This window comes from Variovorax sp. WS11, assembly GCF_010499245.1.
Taxonomy (GTDB): Bacteria; Pseudomonadota; Gammaproteobacteria; order Burkholderiales; family Burkholderiaceae_C; genus Variovorax.
Genome location: NZ_JAAGOW010000001.1, coordinates 2,056,209 through 2,072,094 on the forward strand (window position 1 = coordinate 2,056,209; position 15,886 = coordinate 2,072,094).

The window sequence follows — 15,886 nt, forward strand, 5'->3', positions numbered from 1 at the left end:
GATGGGCGCGAAGCCGAGCCTCGACGCCTCGCGCTGCCCAGTGTGCGGCGAAGCCAATCGCTGCGCGATCGAGCTCGAACGCGAGACCGGGCAGGCGCAGAGGCCCTGCTGGTGCATGCAGGCCGGCGTCAGCCGTGAGGCACTTGCGCGCGTGCCGCCCGAGGCACGGGGCCTGGCCTGCATCTGCGCGCGCTGCGCTATGGATGCAGTTGCTCCGGAGCCCGTTTTAACTCCCTCTCCCCCTGGGAGAGGGAGTAAGCCCTATCGCTCCGGGGTGGGGTCGCGCGAGCCGGCGCGCTGCTCCGAGATCACTTCGTGGATGAACTGCAGCTTTCCCACCGCCACGCGCGGCAGCACGAAGGGGTAGTAGTCGGGCTGGCCCATGCTGCGCGACAGTTCGTTGAGCACGTTGGTCAGCCGCACCCAGCCGTTGAGAAAGTCGAGGAACTCGCCGGCCTCGGGGTGCTCGGGCTGCCACAGGTCCGAGAGCTCGAACAGGTCGCTGGTGAGCTCCACGTTCTGCGCGTCGACGCCGAAGCTCATGGCGGTGTCCGCGGTGTCGGCCATGTGCAGGTAATGGGCCCAGGTCTCGGCCCAATCCTCCCACGGATGTGAGCTCGCGTAGCTGGTGACGAAGCGGTTGGCCCAGTCGGGCGGCGGGCCGCTCTCGTAGTACGCCTGCAGCGCCGCCGCGTAGTCGGCGCGCTCGTCGCCGAAGAGCTCGCGGAAGGGCTCGAGCCAGTGGGTGGGGTGGACCAGCAGGTCCCAGTAGTAGTGGCCGATCTCGTGGCGGAAATGGCCCACCAGCGTGCGGTAGGGCTCGCGCATCTCGGCGCGGATGCGCTCGCGCACCGCGTCCTCGGCCTCCTCGGCGTTGAGGGTGATCACGCCCATCTGATGGCCGGTCATCACGTGCGGGCCGCCCGGGAGGTTGCCGAGGAAGTCGAAGGCCAGGCCATGCACCGGATCGGCCAGGCGCGTGACCACGGGCAGCTCGAGCGCGAGCAACTGCGAGACCAGCCGGCGCTTGGCCAGCTCCAGCTTGCGCCACAGCTCGCCGTTGCTCTCGATCGAGAGGTCGGGGATGGTGCGCGTGACGCTGCAGGCCAGGCAAAGGCCGGGCACCAGCCCGTCGGTGTTGAAGGACGGATCGTCGCCCTCGCGCGGCGCCGGCACCATCCAGTTGCAGGCGCCGGGCGTCAGCAGGTTGGCGCAGCGGCGGTAGGCCTTGCCGTCAGGGTCTCCGAAGAGGGTGAAGGTATCGGGCTCGGCGCCCTCGCGGGTGTCGGGGGCGAGCGGCACCACGCCCAGATGGTCGACCACGTAGCCGAGCGGCGTGTGGCAGGCCAGGCACTGGCTGTTGCGCAGGAACACCGGCCGGCCGCACTGGCACTGGTAGGCGCGGGTGACCGTCGGCGCCTTCAGCTCGGCGGCGAGCGTGGGCGCGGCCTCGGTGCCGGTGGTTGTCTTCTCGTCGATGGCGGATTCCATGTCTCTCTTCTCTTTGCGTGACCTGCGGAAGAACGACGGGCCATTGTCGAGGCGGCCGCCGCGGCGGCCGGCCGTGCAATGCCCGTATCCTTGTAGGACAGCCCGAACAGGCTGCCCCACGATGATCGACACGCCCCCGCCTCTCTCCCTCAGCGCCCGCTACGGGTCGCGCTACCGCTGGCTGCTGCTCTTCTCGGTGATGGTGGGGGTCATGGCCTCGATCATGTCCTCCACCATCGTCAACGTGGCGATCCCGGGCATGAGCCACTATTTCTCGCTGGGGCAGGAGCGCGCGCAGTGGGTCAGCTCGGGCTTCATGGTGGCGATGACGGTCTCGATGCTCACCACGCCCTGGCTGCTGGCGCGCTACGGCTACCGCAGCACCTACGTGGGCACCATGGTGCTGCTGCTGGCGGGCGGCATCAGCGGCGGCCTGGCCAACCACTTCCCGCTGGTGCTGGCCGCGCGGGTGGCCGAGGGGCTGGCGGCCGGGGTGGTGCAGCCGATCCCGGCCATCATCATCCTGCGCGCCTTCGAGCCGCACGAGCAGGGCCGCGCCAGCGGCATCTTCGGCATGGGCGTGGTGCTGGCACCGGCCGTGGGGCCCAGCATCGGCGGCGTGCTGGTCGACCTGTTCGGCTGGCGCTCGATCTTTTTCATGGTGGTGCCCTTCTGCGTCGCCTCGATCTGGCTGGCCTACAAGTTCGTGCCGGTCACCGCGCCGGGAGGCGTCACTGCCGCGCGCAGCGGGGCGCTGGACTGGGGCGGGCTGGCGCTGGGCACGGTCGGCACGCTGTGCCTGCTGAACGGCCTGGTCGAGCTGCGGGGCGATACGCCGCTGCAGGCGGCGGCGCTGCTGGCCGGCGCCGGGGCGGCCTTCGGCGCCTTCATCGCCTGGCAGCGGCGCGTCGCGGCTGCGGGCGGCACGCCGCTGATGAACCTGGCGCTGTTCCACCACCGGCAGTTCGCGATGGGCAGCGTGGTGGCGTTCATCTACGGCACGGCGCTGTTCGGCTCGACCTACCTGCTGCCGGTCTACATGCAGGTCGGGCTGCATCTGTCGGCCTCGCACGTGGGCACCATCCTGCTGCCGGCCGGGCTGGTGCTGGCCTTCACCATCGCGGGCGTCGGCCGGCTGGCCGACCGGCATCCGACCTGGCTGCTGGTGTGCATCGGCCTGGCGCTGCTGGCTGCCTCCTTCGCGCTGATGCTGGTGTTGCAGCTGGACAGCGCCATCTGGCTGCTGGCGGTCTTTGCGGTGATCGGGCGGGTGGGGCTTCATCCTGCCCTCGCTCAACCTGGGGTCGATGCGCCCGCTGGAGAAGCCGCTGATCCCGCAGGGGGCCAGCGCGATCAACTTCCTGCGCATGCTGGGCGGCGCCGCCGGCGTGAGCCTGTGCGCGATCGTGCTCGAATGGCGGCTGGCCGCGCATGGCGATTCGCTGGCGAACGCCGCCACCAGCACGGCGCGGCTGGCGGCTTTCGACGAGGTGTTCATGCTGCTGGCCGGGCTGTGCGCATTGGCGATCTGCGCGGCTTGGCAACTCCGGGAAAAGCGCGAGCCTTGAGCCCTTGGCTGCGTTCTAATCACCCGCATGTGCCAGCTTCTCGGAATGAACTGCAACACGCCGACGGACGTGACCTTCAGCTTCTCGGGCTTCGCGCAGCGCGGCGGGCGCACCGACCACCATGCCGACGGCTGGGGCATCGCCTTCTTCGAGGACCGGGGCCTGCGGCACTTCGTCGACCACCAGCCGGCCTGCGAGTCGCCGGTGGCCGAGCTGATCCGGCGCTACCCGATCAAGAGCCGCAACGTCATCGCCCACATCCGCAAGGCCACGCAGGGCGCGGTGAACCTGCAGAACTGCCATCCCTTCGTGCGCGAGCTGTGGGGGCGCTACTGGGTGTTCGCCCACAACGGCGACCTGAAGGACTTCCGCCCGCGCCTGCACGGCAACTTCCACCCGGTGGGCAGCACCGACAGCGAACATGCCTTCTGCTGGATCATGCAGGAGCTGGCCAAGTCGCACGCCGACGTGCCCACGGTCGATGAGCTGACGCTCACGCTGCGCGAGCTGGCGCCGCGCTTCCTGCGCCACGGCAGCTTCAACTTCATGCTCTCCAACGGACAGGCGCTGTGGTCGCACGCGTCGACGAACCTCTGGTACATCGAGCGGCGCCATCCCTTCCTGACGGCCGAGCTGTCGGACGAAGACCTGTCCATCGACTTCGCCCAGCACACCACCCCGGACGACCGCGTGGCGGTGGTGGTGACCGCGCCGCTGACCGTCAACGAGACCTGGACCGCCTTCGCGCCCGGCGAACTGGCGGTCTTCGTCGACGGGCAGCGCAGGTCCTGAGGGGTGTCGATCGGCGCGCACCTCGCCAGGTCGACTCAGCGGGCCAGGTCGATGAACGCGGCCACCAGGATCGCGAGGAATGCGGTTTCGCTCACCATCAGCACGATCGGCTTGACGCCCACGGTGGCAATGTCCTTCAGGTGAGACTTCATGCCGATCGCCGCCATGGAAACCACCAGCAGCCAGGTCGACAGCGTCTGCAGCGCTTGCTGCACCACTGCGGGAATCAGGCCGAGACTGTTGACGGCGACGATCAGCGCGAAGGCCACCACGAACCAGGGCAGCAGCGGCGGCTTCGGCGCATCGGACGAGCCGGCATGCTGCTTGCGGTACGCCAGCGTGATGACCAGGATCACCGGCAGCAGCATCGCCACCCGCAGCAGCTTCACGATGGTCGCGACGTCACCCGTTTCCTTCGACATGCCGTAGCCCGCGCCGACCACCTGCGCCACGTCGTGGATGGTGCCGCCCAGGAAGACGCCGGCGTGCTCGCGGCCGAAGCCGAGCGCCGTGGCGATCATCGGGTAGAGCACCATCGCGGCCGTGGAGAGCGTGCTGACGCCGATGACCGTGAAGATGGTGGCGCGCTCTTTCGCGCTGTCCTCGGGATGGGTGGGGATCACCGCGGCGATCGCCATCGCCGCCGAGGCGCCGCAGATGCCCACCGCGCCGCCCGTCAGGACGCCGAAGCGGGTTCGGTAGCCCATCAGGCGCGCCAGCAGGATGCCGAAGCCAATGGTCAGTGCCACCGAGCCCACGACCATCGCGATCGGCAGCGCGCCCAGCGCCGTGATCTGCCCAAGCGTGATGCGTACGCCGAGGAGCGCGACGCCGATGCGCAGCAGCGTGCTGGCGGAGAACCGGATGCCGGCAGCGCAGCGGGCCTCGGTCGACAGGAAGTTCAGTGCCATGCCGAGCAGCAACGCGAACAGCATCGCCGACACGTGGTAGTGCTCGGCCAGCGAGATGGAGGCCACTGCCACCACCACCGACACCAGGATGCCGTGGAAGTTCGTGCGCGCGGGCTCGCGCCAGCCGGTCGCCGTCAGAGAGTTCATGCCGCGCTCACTCGGGCTTGTAGTTGACCGAGCGCAGAACCTCGCCGACGCGAGCGGAGTCCTTGCGCAGGCCGGCGGACAACTCGTCCGAAGTGAGCGGCTGGCCGACTTCCTGGCCGAGCTCCCTCAAACGCTCGCGCAGCTGCGGCTGCTGCAACACCTTCAGCGTCGCCTCACGCAGCTTCTGTTGCGCGGCTGCGGGCGCGTCGGACGCGATAAACAGTCCGATCCAGCCGATCGCCTCGAGCTGCGGGAAGCCGAGCTCGGTAAAGGTCGGCACCTCGGGCAGGACGCTCAGGCGTTTCGGCGCGCTGACGGCATGGGCCTTCAGCCTGCCGCCCTTGATCATCGGCAGGGAGGTCGCAACGCCGTCGAACATCAGCGGCACATGACCGCCCATCACGTCCACCAGCGCGGGCGGCGAGCCCTTGTAGCCGACATGGCTCATCTCCAGACCGGCGACCTCGTTCATCTGCATCCCCAGGACATGCGACAGCGTGCCCGCGCTGTAGGACGCGTAGCTGATCTTGCCGGGGTTGGCCTTCACATGGGCGATCAGCTCGTTCAGGTTCTTCGCGGGCAGCGACGGGTTGCTCACCAGCACGAGGCCGCTGCGCGCCAGCTCGGCGAGCGGCGTGATGTCCTTGAACGGGTCGTACTTCGGCCTCAGCGTGTGCGGGACCTCGCTCACCAGCGCGTTGGGCGCGACGATCAGGGTATGGCCGTCGTGTGGCGACGACAGCAGATCCTGCATCGCGATGGCGCCCAGCCCGCCGGGCTTGTTCTCGACCACCACCGGCTGGCCGAGCAGCGGCGCCAGTCCCTCGGCGACCATGCGCGCAACCATGTCGGAGGTGCCGCCGGCTGGCGCGCCGACGAGCACTCGCACGGGTTTCTGGGGAAAGCCCTGCGCCCATGCCGAGGGGGCGACCAGCAACAGCGCCAGCGCGGCGCCGGTCAGCAGCAGGCCATCGCGCAGCGCGCGACCGAAAGGTGTCATCGCATTCTTCATGTGTGTCTCCTTGTGTTGGACGAGATTCGGGCTCAGGCCATGGCGCGCATCGGCACGCCGCGCTGGCCCGGCACGCGGTTGGGCGGCAGGCCCAGGCGCGCCAGCGCCTCGTCGGTGCCGGCCCAGGACTCGCCGATGCCGTAGATGCTGTGCGCCTCGGCGCCGGTGGCCACTTCGCGGCCGAGCTCGCACGCCAGGCGGACCATCATCTCGATCTGCGCCACCGAGCTCATGCGTTCACCGCGGGGCCCGAACAGGGTGTCCTCGATGCCGACACGCACGTGCATGCCCATCGCGATGGCCATCGCGTTCATCGGGTAGATGTGGCGATTCAGTGTCTCGAGCGTGAGCACCGCGCCATCGGGCGTGCGGCGCGCGAATTCCAGCATGTCGGCCGGATGCAGGCCTGCCGAGCCGCCACCGATGGCCACGTAGTTGAGGACCAGCGGGCCGCTGTAGGCGCCGCGGCGCACCAGGCGCAAGAGGCTTTCGAGCCCCGTCATGTTGCCGATCATGAAGTGCGGCTGGATGCCCTTGGCCACCAGGCGGCGGATGTGCTCGACGTGCCACGATGGGTTGGAGGGCACGATCATGTCGCGGTAGGCGGCCTGCAGCGTCGGGTTGGCGAGCGAGGTGCCCGCGACGTCGGCCTCGGTCATCAGCTCCATCACGTTCATTTGCTGGGTGTTGATCGCCACCGTGACCTGGTCGGGCCGGGGGTCGAGCTCGGCCAGCATGTGACGCGTGTCGTCGGTCATCCACTTCGCCGCCTGGCCATCGTCCTCGGGCGCGAACGAGATCGAGCCGCCGACCTGCAGAATCATCTGCGGCACGGCTTCGCGCAGGCGCGCCAGCATCTCGTTGAACTTCGACAGGCGCTTGCTGCCCTTGCCGTCGTCCTCGCGCACGTGAACGTGCAGCACGGTGGCGCCGGCGTTCCAGCAGTCGACGGCCTTCTGGACCTGCTGGTCCATCGTGACGGCGATGTCGTCGGAATCGCTGGCGGCCCATTGGGGCCCGTAGGGCGCGACCTGGATCACCAGTTTCCGCTGGTTTTCGGGCAAGAGGGAATCGTCGAGGAAGTGCATGTTTGTCTCCGTTGGATGTGAGCTGGGTTGAGTGGGGTCAGGTGGGGGTGTGGTCGCTGGCGGACGGGCCCTGGCGTTCGGCGTGCGCGGCCAATTCTTCGAGCAGGATCGGTGCGCCCAGGCTCATCGTGTGGATGCCCAGCACGCTCACGCACTGGAGTACTGCGGCGATTTCCTCCTGCGTCGCGCCCAGGTCGAGCGCCTTGCGGATGTGGCGGCGCACGCCCGGCCCATACATGTGGGTGCACGAGGCGTCGACGGCGATCGAGAGGAATTCGACGGTCTTGGCGTCGAGCACGCCCGACGCGATCGGTGCGATGGCCATCGACATGAATTTCTCGGTCCATTCCGGATCGAGCTTGGCAAAGGGCTCCCAGTTGGGGTTCCAATTGCCGCTGCTGCGCATGCGGTCGCACGCCGGGGTGCTGGGCGCTGGCTTGTCGGGTGCGTTCATTGCTTGGGTTCCTTGTGTCTCCGGGATGGGAAGAAGTTTGCGCGTCGGGTCGTTTTTCCAGTTGACTGATGGAGACACCGACTTGCCATTCCGGGACATGCGGGAAAGCCCATTCGGGTTGCGTCGCGGGGCCTAAAACCGTTGCGCCGTGTCGGACGAATGACGCTCAGAAAAAAAGCCACCCGGCTTTCGTCGGGTGGCTTCAAATCTGGCTGCCAGGCCACCGCCGAGGTCTTCGGTGCCACGGAAACAGAGGCGGCTCGAGTTATCGCCGGAGTTGGTCAGGCAGCAGCAGCTCCTCGCCGCCGATGCTCTTGGTGCGCTCTTTGTTGGGGACGTTCATCAATCAGCTCAGGCCGAAAGCTCGCGCAGCGCCTTTTTGTTGATCTTTCCGACACTTGTCTTCGGGATCTCGGAGATGAAGGCGATGCGGTCCGTGTCCGGGACGGCAAATTTGCTGATCCGCTTCGATTCGACATGTCCCATAAGTCGTTCGCAGATGGCGCTCGGCTCGAGTTCCATGCCGGGCTTGCAAACGACGAAGGCCATGGGCCGCTCGCCCCACTTCGCGTCGGGCACGCCGATCACGGCGCACTCCCGAACGCCAGGTACTTCGGCGATCAGGCCTTCCACCTCGATGGAGGAGACCCACTCGCCACCGGTCTTGATCACGTCCTTGATGCGATCGACGATCTGGACGAATCCGGCCGGCGTCATGAGCGCGATGTCTTGCGTGTGCAAATAGCCTGCCGCCCACAGTTCCTCGGACGCTTCGGGCTTCCTGAAGTAGCCCTGCGTGAGAAAGGGCGCGCGCAGGACGATCTCACCCTGGCTCTTGCTGTCGCGCGGCATGTCGCGCATCTTTTCGTCGACGATGCGGAAGTCCACCAGCGGCACGGGACGACCGGGCGAGCATCGCATCCGCACCTCCTCGCGCGGATCGGCAGCCTTGAATCCGGGCGGAAGCTGTGCCAGCGACACGATCGGGCCGGTCTCCGACATGCCGTAGCCGGCGAACACATCGAGACCGCGGGCGAGCGCCGCCTCGCACAGGACGGGGGAGAGCGCCGAGCCGCCGATGATCATCTTCCAGCCCGAGAGGTCCGGCGCGCCATCCTGGGGTGCCGCCTGCAACAGCATTTGCAGGATGGTCGGGACGCAATGGGAGAAGGTGACCTGCTCCGACTGGCGTAGTTTCAGGAGGAGCTCCGGCACGTAGCGGCCCGGCAGAACCGTCTTGAGACCCAGCATGACGGCGACGTAAGGCAGGCCCCAGGCGAGCACGTGGAACATCGGCGTGATGGGCATGTAGACGTCTTCGCGGTGCAGGCGCTGGCCGTCTTTCTGCGCACCCAGGCTCGTGGCCGCGACCAGGGCATGCAGGACGATGTCGCGGTGGCTATAGCTCACGCCCTTCGGGTCGCCCGTGGTCCCGGTCGTGTAGAAGGTTGCCGCCTTGGTCTGTTCGTCGAGGTCGCGGAACTCGAATTCGGGCGAGGCCTGCCCGAGCAAGTTCTCGTACTCGCCCGCCAGCGGCAGTGCCGTCTGCGGCACGGGCTGGCCGTCTGCCATCACGACAATGTGGCGCACGCCCTTGAGCCCGTCCTTGATCTGCTCGAGCATCGGCACGAAATCCGCGTGCACCAGCACGATCTCGGCCTCCGAATCGTTCAGCGTGTAAAGGATCTGCTGCGGCGACAAACGCACGTTCACCGTGAACAACGTTGCGCCCATCATCGGAATGCCGAAGTAGCTTTCCAGGTAGCGGTGGCTATCCCAGTCCATGACGGCCACCGTGGTGCCGTGCCGGGTGCCCAGCGCGCCCAGCGCCGACGCGAGCCGGCCGATGCGTTGGCGGAACTCGCGGAAGCTGTAGCGCATTTCGCCGCGATAGGTGATCTCCTGGTCGCCGTACAGGCTCAGCGAGTTGACCAGCAATTGCTTGATGAGCAATGGGTACGCGTACGCCGACGGCGTGGGGGCGATGAGATTTGCGTTCATGTGTGTCTCCGGTGCGCCGGTCAAAACCGGCGAGGTGTTGTGAATGAAAGAGTCATACGTTGAAGGCTTAGCCAGCTACGGCGGCCCCGAGTCATGCGTACACATTCGTGAGGGTGTGGGCGAAGCGTTGACAGGGGTACGCGCGGGCCGGGTATCGAGCCGCGTAATACATGCCCCGCGGCGAGAGCTGCGGGTGGTCCGGGGTGCCGAGGTTGTCGGAGAAAGCCGAAGGCCACACCGATGCTGCCGCTTTGGCGAGGCGGCATCGGACCCCGCGCGGTCAGAGACCCCGCGCACGCGCGGAAACACCTCGCACGGGAACCGGGAGATCCCGCGTCCTTCTGCGCAGCGCTGGGAAGCGCTGGCTGCAGAGCGCATCGTGAAGCCCAAGGGCGTACGACGATGAGCCACGGGCGCGGGAAGTCGGACTGCTGCGTAGTACCGAAGAAGCTGCCGAACAAGGCCGCGGGGGAAGCCCCTGCGGCGGCGGAGGCGGTGGAGGGAAGGCGGCAGGCCAAGGGCAATGCCATCGCGGCGCGCATGTCCCGCAGATCGGTGCGGGTCTATGACATGGGAACCGCGCTCGATGGCATACGACAGACGGCAAAGGGCCGTCGTGGTGCGAGGTTCACTGGACTGCTGCATCACATCTACGCGGTCGAGCGCCTGCGGGCGGCCTACCTTGCGCTCAAGCGCGATGCGGCCGCCGGGGTGGACGGCCAGACCTGGCAGACGTACGGGCAGGACCTGGAGGGCAACCTCCTGGAACTGTCCGAGCGGCTGGCCCGAGGGGGCTACCGGCCCCAGCCTGTCAAGAGGGTGTACATCGACAAGGCCGACGGCAGCAAGCGCCCGCTGGGCGTGCCGGCGCTGGAGGACAAGCTCGTGCAGCGCGCCACGGTCGAAGTGTTGAACGCCATCTACGAGCAGGACTTCCTCGGGTTCAGCTACGGCTTCAGGCCCGGCAAGAGCGCGCACAACGCGCTGGATGCCGTGGCGGTAGGTGTGAGCAGCAGACGAGTGAACTGGATACTCGATGCGGACATAGCCAAGTTCTTCGACACGATCGAAAGGGACTGGCTGGTGAAGTTCATCGAACACCGCGTGGCTGACGCGCGCGTGGTGCGGCTGATCAAGAAATGGCTGCACGCGGGCGTGCTGGAAGACGGCAGGCTGACGCAAAGTGAGTTGGGTACGGTTCAGGGTGGGAGCATCAGCCCGCTGCTGGCCAACATCTACCTGCACTATGCGTTCGACCTGTGGGTCAAGCAGTGGAGGGGGCGCCATGCCCGAGGCGACGTGATCGTCGTGCGCTACGCCGACGATTGGGTTGCCGGGTTCCAGTTCCGCGACGATGCCGAGCGCTTCCAGCGCGCGGTGGCCGAGCGGCTGGGCCAGTTCGGGCTGAAGCTGCACCCCGAGAAGACGCGGCTGATCGAGTTCGGGCGCTTCGCCCGCGAGAACCGACGCCGCAAGGGACAAGGCAAGCCGCAGACCTTCGACTTCCTGGGGTTCACGCATTGCTGCGGGACGACGAGGAAGGGCCACTTCATGGTCCTGCGACTCACCAGTGCCAAACGCCTGCGAGCCAAACTGCAGGTGGTCAAGCTCGAACTCAGAAGGCGCATGCACCAACCCATCCCGGAGCAGGGCCAGTACCTGCGGGCGGTGGTGACTGGGCATGCGCGCTACTTCGGCGTGCCGTGCAACGGCGCGCGGCTGAGGGCATTCCGCTTCCAGGTCGTCGGGTTGTGGCACCGCACGTTGTGCCGCCGCAGCCAGCGCCACGACCTGCCTTGGCGACGCATGTATCGCTTGATGGCGCACTGGCTGCCTGTTCCGACCATCTGCCACCCTTACCCGAACCAGCGTCTGATCGTCACGACCCAAGGCAGGAGCCGTATGCGGTAGCTCCGCACGTACGGATCTGGGGAGGGGGTGCTGGGTGACTGGCATTCCTACTCCTACTTTTCGTCACAGGGGTTGGTTTTCGAATGGCGCGTGGCAAACGCCGGTCTATGGAGCCGCCCGCACCGTCGCGTCGAGCGTGACCCTCCGGCCCACGCGCTGCTCGATCAAGGTGGCAACGTCGGCCCTTTGCTGCTCGGTCATCCGTGCCCAGCCGCCGATTTCCAGCTGGGTTCTCTTGCATCCCTGGCAGAACCTTCCGTCCAGGTCCATCCTGCAAACATTGATGCAAGGGTCGGCAATGGGTTTGAATGGGCTCATCGGGATCAGCGGGTAGCTGCGACGGCTGATTGTTTCGATTGGGGGGATACGCCGATTGACGAACGGGGACGTGCATTTAACCTGACGGGACACCTGGTACCAACCCCATGTCGAGCCTCGTTCGCAGCGCCAGCCTGACCCACTACGCCGAGGTGGCGCGATCGGCCGGACTCGATCCGCTGGTCTTGCTGGCGGATGTGGGGCTCAGCCCGGCCTGCCTGCACGATCCCGACCTGCGCATTCCGAGCGACGCGGTGCGAGCCCTGCTGGAGGCCTCGGCGATTGCCAGCGGCCTGGACAACTTCGGATTGCGCATGGCCGAAACGCGGCTCCTGTCCAACCTCGGGCCGGTGGCGCTGGTGGTGCGCGAGGAACCCACAGTGCGGCGCGTCGTGCGTGCGCTGGTGCGATACAGCCGCATGCTGAACGAATCGCTCTTCATGAGGCTCGACGAGGCGGAAGGCATTGCAGTGATCCGGGACGAGTTGCTGGTCGGCCACGCCGGCTCATCGCGGCAAGCGATGGAGCTGCTTGTCGGCGTCATGTTCCGCAGTCTCAAGTTTTTCCTCGGCCCGACGTGGAACCCATTGCGGGTGTGCTTCGCGCACGCACCGCCGCGCGATCCGAGCCTGCACATTCGCATGTTCGGCCATGCCGTCGACTTCGGACAGGACTTCAACGGGCTCGTCTGCACCACGCGCGACATGGATGCACCGAATCCGATGGCCGATCCGGTGATGGCGCGCTATGCGCGGCAGCTTCTCGATGCCACCGGTGGATCGGGCAGCATGAACGCGGTCGATGGCGTGCGCAACATCCTGCTCGTGCTGCTGCCTTCAGGCCAGTGCTCCATCGACCAGGTGGCGCAACAACTCGGCGTCGACCGGCGCACGGTGCATCGGCGGCTCCTGCGTGAAGGAACGACATTCACCGAGGTGATGAACACCATCCGGCGCGAGCTGGCAGCGCAGTACATCGACGACGGCACGCGCCCCCTGTCGCAGGTGGCCGATCTGCTGGGCTTCTCGGCGCTCAGCGCTTTCTCTCGTTGGTACAAGCAGCAGTTTGGCGAGGTCGCAGGTCGGCGGCGCCGTGCAGGGAGCCGAACAAAATACTAGCGAAGGAGGGTGACCCTTTGGCGCGCGTGGCCCGTGGCCTGGGCGCCCGCCAGCGGCTCAGCGCAGCTCGGCCTCGAGCGCGTCGATGAACATCGCCGGCACGTCGAAGCCGGTCTGGTCCGTGATCTCCTGGAAGCAGGTCGGGCTGGTGACGTTGATCTCGGTGAGCGAGTTGCCGATCACGTCCAGCCCGATCAGCAGCAGCCCGCGCTCGTTGAGCACCGGGCCGATGGCCTCGGCGATGCGCCGGTCCTGCTCCGTCAGCGGCTGCGCCACGCCCTTGCCGCCGGCGGCGAGGTTGCCGCGCACCTCGCTGCCTTGGGGGATGCGCGCCAGGCTGTAGGGCACGGCCTGGCCGCCGATCACCAGGATGCGCTTGTCGCCCTGCGTGATCTCGGGCACGAAGCGCTGCACCATGATCGTCTGCGCTCCGTTCTTGTTGAGCGTCTCGACGATGGAGCCGAGGTTCAGCCCGTCGGCCCGCACGCGGAAGATGCCCATGCCGCCCATGCCGTCCAGCGGCTTCAGGATGATGTCCTGGTGCTCGGCATGGAAGGCGCGCACCGCGGCCGCATCGCGCGTGACCAGGGTGGGCGTGGTGTACTCCGCAAACTCCATGATCGCGAGCTTCTCGGGATGGTCGCGCAGCGAGCGCGGCTTGTTGATCACGCGCGCGCCCTCGCGCTCGGCCTGCTCGAGCAGGTGGGTGGCGTAGATGTATTCGGCGTCGAAGGGCGGGTCCTTGCGCATCAGCACCACGTCGAAGGCCTGGAGGGGGCGCTCGATCACGGCTTCCTCGCGGAACCAGGCCGCTTCGCCGGTCAGCGTGATCTCGCGCACCTTCGCGATGACGGGGTGGCCGCGCTGCCAGGTCAGGTCTTGCGGCACGCAGGCCGAGAGCTTGTGGCCGCGGCGCTGCGCCTCTCGCATCATCGAAAAGGTGGTGTCCTTGTAGATCTTGAACTGCTCGAGCGGATCGGCAATGAAGAGGATGTGCATCAGGATGTCTTTCCAGCGTTCGATGAAGGGCGAGCCGCGTCTGCCGCTGCGGCCCGGGCGTCTTGCTTGATCTTGCAGGCAGGTGCGATGTCCTTGCCGGCGAAGGGTTTGCGGCCTGGGAGCTGCATGGCCCGGGGGTTGGCTAGATTTCGATCTTCGAGCCGAGCTCCACCACCGCGTTGTTCGGCAAGCCCAGGAAGCCCGCCGCACCGCTCGCACTGTGGTGCATCTGGGCGAACAGCTTCTCGCGCCACGGCGCCATGCCGCTGCCGAGCGTGGGAATGACCACGTCGCGCGAGAGGAAGTAGCTGGTGGTCATCGGCTCCAGCTGGCAGCCGCGCAGACGCGCATGCTCGAGCGCGCGCGGCAGGTCGACGTCGTTCTTGAAGCCGTAGTGCACGATCACCTGCCAGCAGTGGTGGCCGAGCGCCTCCATCTCGATGCGCTTGTCCATCGGGATCCACGGCACCTCGTGGTTGCGCACGGTGACGAACAGGTTCTGCTCGTGCATCACCTTGTTGTGCTTGAGGTTGTGCAGGAGCGCATTGGGCACCACGCCGGGCTCGGCGGTCATGAACACCGCGGTGCCGTCGACCCGCGCCGGCGGATTGACGAAGACCGAGTCCAGGAAGCCGCGCAGGTCGATGGCCTCGGCCATCTGCATCTGGCCCATGAGGCGGCGGCCTTCCTTCCAGGTCAGCATCAGCATGAAGACGGAGCCGCCGATCAGCAGCGGGAACCAGCCGCCCTCGAACAGCTTGAGCAGGTTGGAGGCGAAGAACAGGAAGTCGACCACGAAGAAGGCACCGGTCGCCGCGATGCACAGCGCCAGCGGGTACTTCCAGGCGTAGCGGATCACGAAGAAGGTCAGCACCGTGGTGATCAGCATGTCGGTGGTGACGGCGATGCCGTAGGCCGCGGCCAGGTTGCTGGAGGAGCGGAACATGACCACCGCGAGCACGATGGCGACGAACAGGCCCCAGTTGACGAAGGGGATGTAGATCTGCCCCGCGGCACGCACGCTGGTGTGCTCGATGTTCAGGCGCGGCAGGTAGCCCAGCTGGATCACCTGGCGCGTGACGCTGAAGGCGCCCGTGATCAGCGCCTGCGAGGCGATCACCGTGGCCGCGGTGGCCATCAGCACCAGCGGGATCAGCGCCCACTCGGGCGCCATCATGAAGAAGGGGTTCCTCACCGCCGCCGGGTTCTCCAGCAGCAGCGCGCCCTGCCCGAAGTAGTTGAGCGTGAGCGCCGGCATCACGACCGAGAACCAGGCGACGCGGATCGGCCGCTTGCCGAAATGGCCCAGGTCCGCGTAGAGCGCCTCCGCCCCCGTCACGCACAGCACGGTCGCGCCCAGGATGATGAAGCTGGTGCCCGGGTTGTCCCACATGAAGCGCAGCGCGAAGTGCGGGCTGACGGCCTTGAGGATGGACGGGTGGGTGACGATCTGCGAGACGCCCAGGAGCGCGATGACGAAGAACCAGGCCAGCGTGATGGGCCCGAAGAAACGGCCGATGCCCGAGGTGCCGTGCTTCTGCACCGCGAACAGGCAGAACAGCACGACCAGCGTGATCGGGATCACGTAGTGCTTGAAGTGCGGCGACACCACCTCCAGGCCCTCGACCGCCGACAGCACCGAGATGGCAGGGGTGATGACGCCGTCGCCATAGAACAGCGAGGTGCCGAAGATGCCGACCACCAGCAATACGTTGCGCAGCCGGGGCTTGTCGACCACCGCCTGCGAGGCCAGCGCCAGCATCGCGACCAGGCCGCCCTCGCCCTCGTTGTCGGCGCGCAGCACCAGCACCACGTACTTGAGCGAGACGATCACCGTCAGCGTCCAGAAGAACATCGACAGGATGCCGTAGACGTTCTCGACCGTGAACGGAACATGGCCGTGGCCGAACACCTCCTTGACCGCATACAGGACGCTGGTGCCGATGTCGCCGTAGACGACGCCAATGGCCGCGAGGATCAGCGCGGCGGAAGAGGATTTGGTGGGGGACACGGAAATCGATGCACAAGGGTGTGCGGCGTGATCTTCACGCCCCGGCGCCTCGACGGCCTCATGCG

13 protein-coding genes and 1 pseudogene are annotated in these 15,886 nt (G+C 67.1%); 5 read left to right on the forward strand and 9 right to left on the reverse strand.

Features of this window, described 5'->3' with window-relative positions; translation table 11 throughout:
• Position 1: 1 nt before the first annotated feature.
• Positions 2–367 carry a cysteine-rich CWC family protein gene (locus GXN78_RS42165; RefSeq protein WP_308812427.1) on the forward strand — a complete coding sequence of 122 codons (366 nt, stop codon included), beginning with the start codon at positions 2–4 and terminating at the stop codon, positions 365–367.
• Here the strand turns inward: GXN78_RS42165 and GXN78_RS10230 are convergent.
• On the reverse strand, positions 262–1,491 hold the full coding sequence (locus tag GXN78_RS10230; protein WP_106558965.1) for a putative zinc-binding metallopeptidase: 1,230 nt from the start codon (positions 1,489–1,491) through the stop codon (positions 262–264). The genes GXN78_RS42165 and GXN78_RS10230 overlap by 106 nt on opposite strands.
• 121 nt (positions 1,492–1,612) lie before the next feature.
• Here GXN78_RS10230 and GXN78_RS10235 point away from each other — a divergent pair.
• Both GXN78_RS10235 and GXN78_RS10240 read left to right on the forward strand, forming a co-directional pair.
• Positions 1,613–3,059, forward strand: a pseudogene (locus GXN78_RS10235) (MFS transporter).
• 27 nt (positions 3,060–3,086) lie between these two features.
• Positions 3,087–3,851, forward strand: a complete 765-nt coding sequence (locus GXN78_RS10240; RefSeq protein WP_106561413.1) for a class II glutamine amidotransferase — start codon at positions 3,087–3,089, stop codon at positions 3,849–3,851.
• Positions 3,852–3,886: 35 nt separating this feature from the next.
• On the opposite strand, the gene GXN78_RS10245 is transcribed toward GXN78_RS10240, so the two are convergent.
• The 5 genes from GXN78_RS10245 to GXN78_RS10265 all read right to left on the reverse strand — a co-directional run bounded on the left by GXN78_RS10245 (position 3,887) and on the right by GXN78_RS10265 (position 9,464).
• Positions 3,887–4,909 carry a putative sulfate exporter family transporter gene (locus GXN78_RS10245; RefSeq protein ID WP_106561414.1) on the reverse strand — a complete coding sequence of 341 codons (1,023 nt, stop codon included), beginning with the start codon at positions 4,907–4,909 and terminating at the stop codon, positions 3,887–3,889.
• A 7-nt stretch (positions 4,910–4,916) separates the two neighbouring features.
• Positions 4,917–5,921, reverse strand: coding sequence for a tripartite tricarboxylate transporter substrate binding protein (locus GXN78_RS10250; RefSeq protein WP_106561415.1), 1,005 nt, complete (start codon positions 5,919–5,921; stop codon positions 4,917–4,919).
• A 32-nt stretch (positions 5,922–5,953) separates the two neighbouring features.
• Positions 5,954–7,009 carry a 3-keto-5-aminohexanoate cleavage protein gene (locus GXN78_RS10255; protein WP_106561416.1) on the reverse strand — a complete coding sequence of 352 codons (1,056 nt, stop codon included), beginning with the start codon at positions 7,007–7,009 and terminating at the stop codon, positions 5,954–5,956.
• Positions 7,010–7,046: 37 nt separating this feature from the next.
• A complete protein-coding gene (locus GXN78_RS10260) occupies positions 7,047–7,463 on the reverse strand; it encodes a carboxymuconolactone decarboxylase family protein (protein WP_239142662.1) in 417 nt (138 codons plus the stop codon).
• A gap of 351 nt (positions 7,464–7,814) precedes the next feature.
• The gene (locus GXN78_RS10265; RefSeq protein ID WP_106561417.1) at positions 7,815–9,464 is read right to left on the reverse strand and encodes a fatty acid--CoA ligase; all 1,650 of its coding nucleotides are present in this window, start codon (positions 9,462–9,464) and stop codon (positions 7,815–7,817) included.
• A 402-nt stretch (positions 9,465–9,866) separates the two neighbouring features.
• On the opposite strand from GXN78_RS10265, the gene ltrA reads away from it, so the two are divergent.
• On the forward strand, positions 9,867–11,375 hold the full coding sequence (ltrA, locus tag GXN78_RS10270; RefSeq protein WP_164255407.1) for a group II intron reverse transcriptase/maturase: 1,509 nt from the start codon (positions 9,867–9,869) through the stop codon (positions 11,373–11,375).
• 105 nt (positions 11,376–11,480) lie between these two features.
• On the opposite strand, the gene GXN78_RS10275 is transcribed toward ltrA, so the two are convergent.
• Entirely contained in the window at positions 11,481–11,693 is a 213-nt protein-coding gene (locus GXN78_RS10275) for a DUF1289 domain-containing protein (protein ID WP_106558522.1), read from the reverse strand.
• A 107-nt stretch (positions 11,694–11,800) separates the two neighbouring features.
• On the opposite strand from GXN78_RS10275, the gene GXN78_RS10280 reads away from it, so the two are divergent.
• The gene (locus tag GXN78_RS10280; protein WP_106558521.1) at positions 11,801–12,811 is read left to right on the forward strand and encodes an AraC family transcriptional regulator; all 1,011 of its coding nucleotides are present in this window, start codon (positions 11,801–11,803) and stop codon (positions 12,809–12,811) included.
• Positions 12,812–12,868: 57 nt separating this feature from the next.
• Here the strand turns inward: GXN78_RS10280 and gshB are convergent, their stop codons facing one another.
• On the reverse strand, positions 12,869–13,810 hold the full coding sequence (gshB, locus tag GXN78_RS10285; RefSeq protein WP_181360606.1) for a glutathione synthase: 942 nt from the start codon (positions 13,808–13,810) through the stop codon (positions 12,869–12,871).
• A 142-nt stretch (positions 13,811–13,952) separates the two neighbouring features.
• Entirely contained in the window at positions 13,953–15,821 is a 1,869-nt protein-coding gene (locus GXN78_RS10290; RefSeq protein ID WP_106558520.1) for a potassium transporter Kup, read from the reverse strand.
• Positions 15,822–15,886: the final 65 nt, after the last annotated feature.

Excerpts from the sequence above, each read along its gene's own strand:
- GXN78_RS10265 (WP_106561417.1), bottom strand. The coding sequence starts at position 9,464 with ATGAACGCAAATCTCATCGCCCCCACGCCGTCGGCGTACGCGTACCCA.
- GXN78_RS10230 (WP_106558965.1), bottom strand. The coding sequence starts at position 1,491 with ATGGAATCCGCCATCGACGAGAAGACAACCACCGGCACCGAGGCCGCG.
- GXN78_RS10250 (WP_106561415.1), bottom strand. The coding sequence starts at position 5,921 with ATGAAGAATGCGATGACACCTTTCGGTCGCGCGCTGCGCGATGGCCTG.
- GXN78_RS10240 (WP_106561413.1), top strand. The coding sequence starts at position 3,087 with ATGTGCCAGCTTCTCGGAATGAACTGCAACACGCCGACGGACGTGACC.
- ltrA (WP_164255407.1), top strand. The coding sequence starts at position 9,867 with ATGAGCCACGGGCGCGGGAAGTCGGACTGCTGCGTAGTACCGAAGAAG.
- GXN78_RS42165 (WP_308812427.1), top strand. The coding sequence starts at position 2 with ATGGGCGCGAAGCCGAGCCTCGACGCCTCGCGCTGCCCAGTGTGCGGC.
- GXN78_RS10275 (WP_106558522.1), bottom strand. The coding sequence starts at position 11,693 with ATGAGCCCATTCAAACCCATTGCCGACCCTTGCATCAATGTTTGCAGG.
- GXN78_RS10255 (WP_106561416.1), bottom strand. The coding sequence starts at position 7,009 with ATGCACTTCCTCGACGATTCCCTCTTGCCCGAAAACCAGCGGAAACTG.
- GXN78_RS10245 (WP_106561414.1), bottom strand. The coding sequence starts at position 4,909 with ATGAACTCTCTGACGGCGACCGGCTGGCGCGAGCCCGCGCGCACGAAC.
- GXN78_RS10280 (WP_106558521.1), top strand. The coding sequence starts at position 11,801 with ATGTCGAGCCTCGTTCGCAGCGCCAGCCTGACCCACTACGCCGAGGTG.
- GXN78_RS10260 (WP_239142662.1), bottom strand. The coding sequence starts at position 7,463 with ATGAACGCACCCGACAAGCCAGCGCCCAGCACCCCGGCGTGCGACCGC.
- gshB (WP_181360606.1), bottom strand. The coding sequence starts at position 13,810 with ATGCACATCCTCTTCATTGCCGATCCGCTCGAGCAGTTCAAGATCTAC.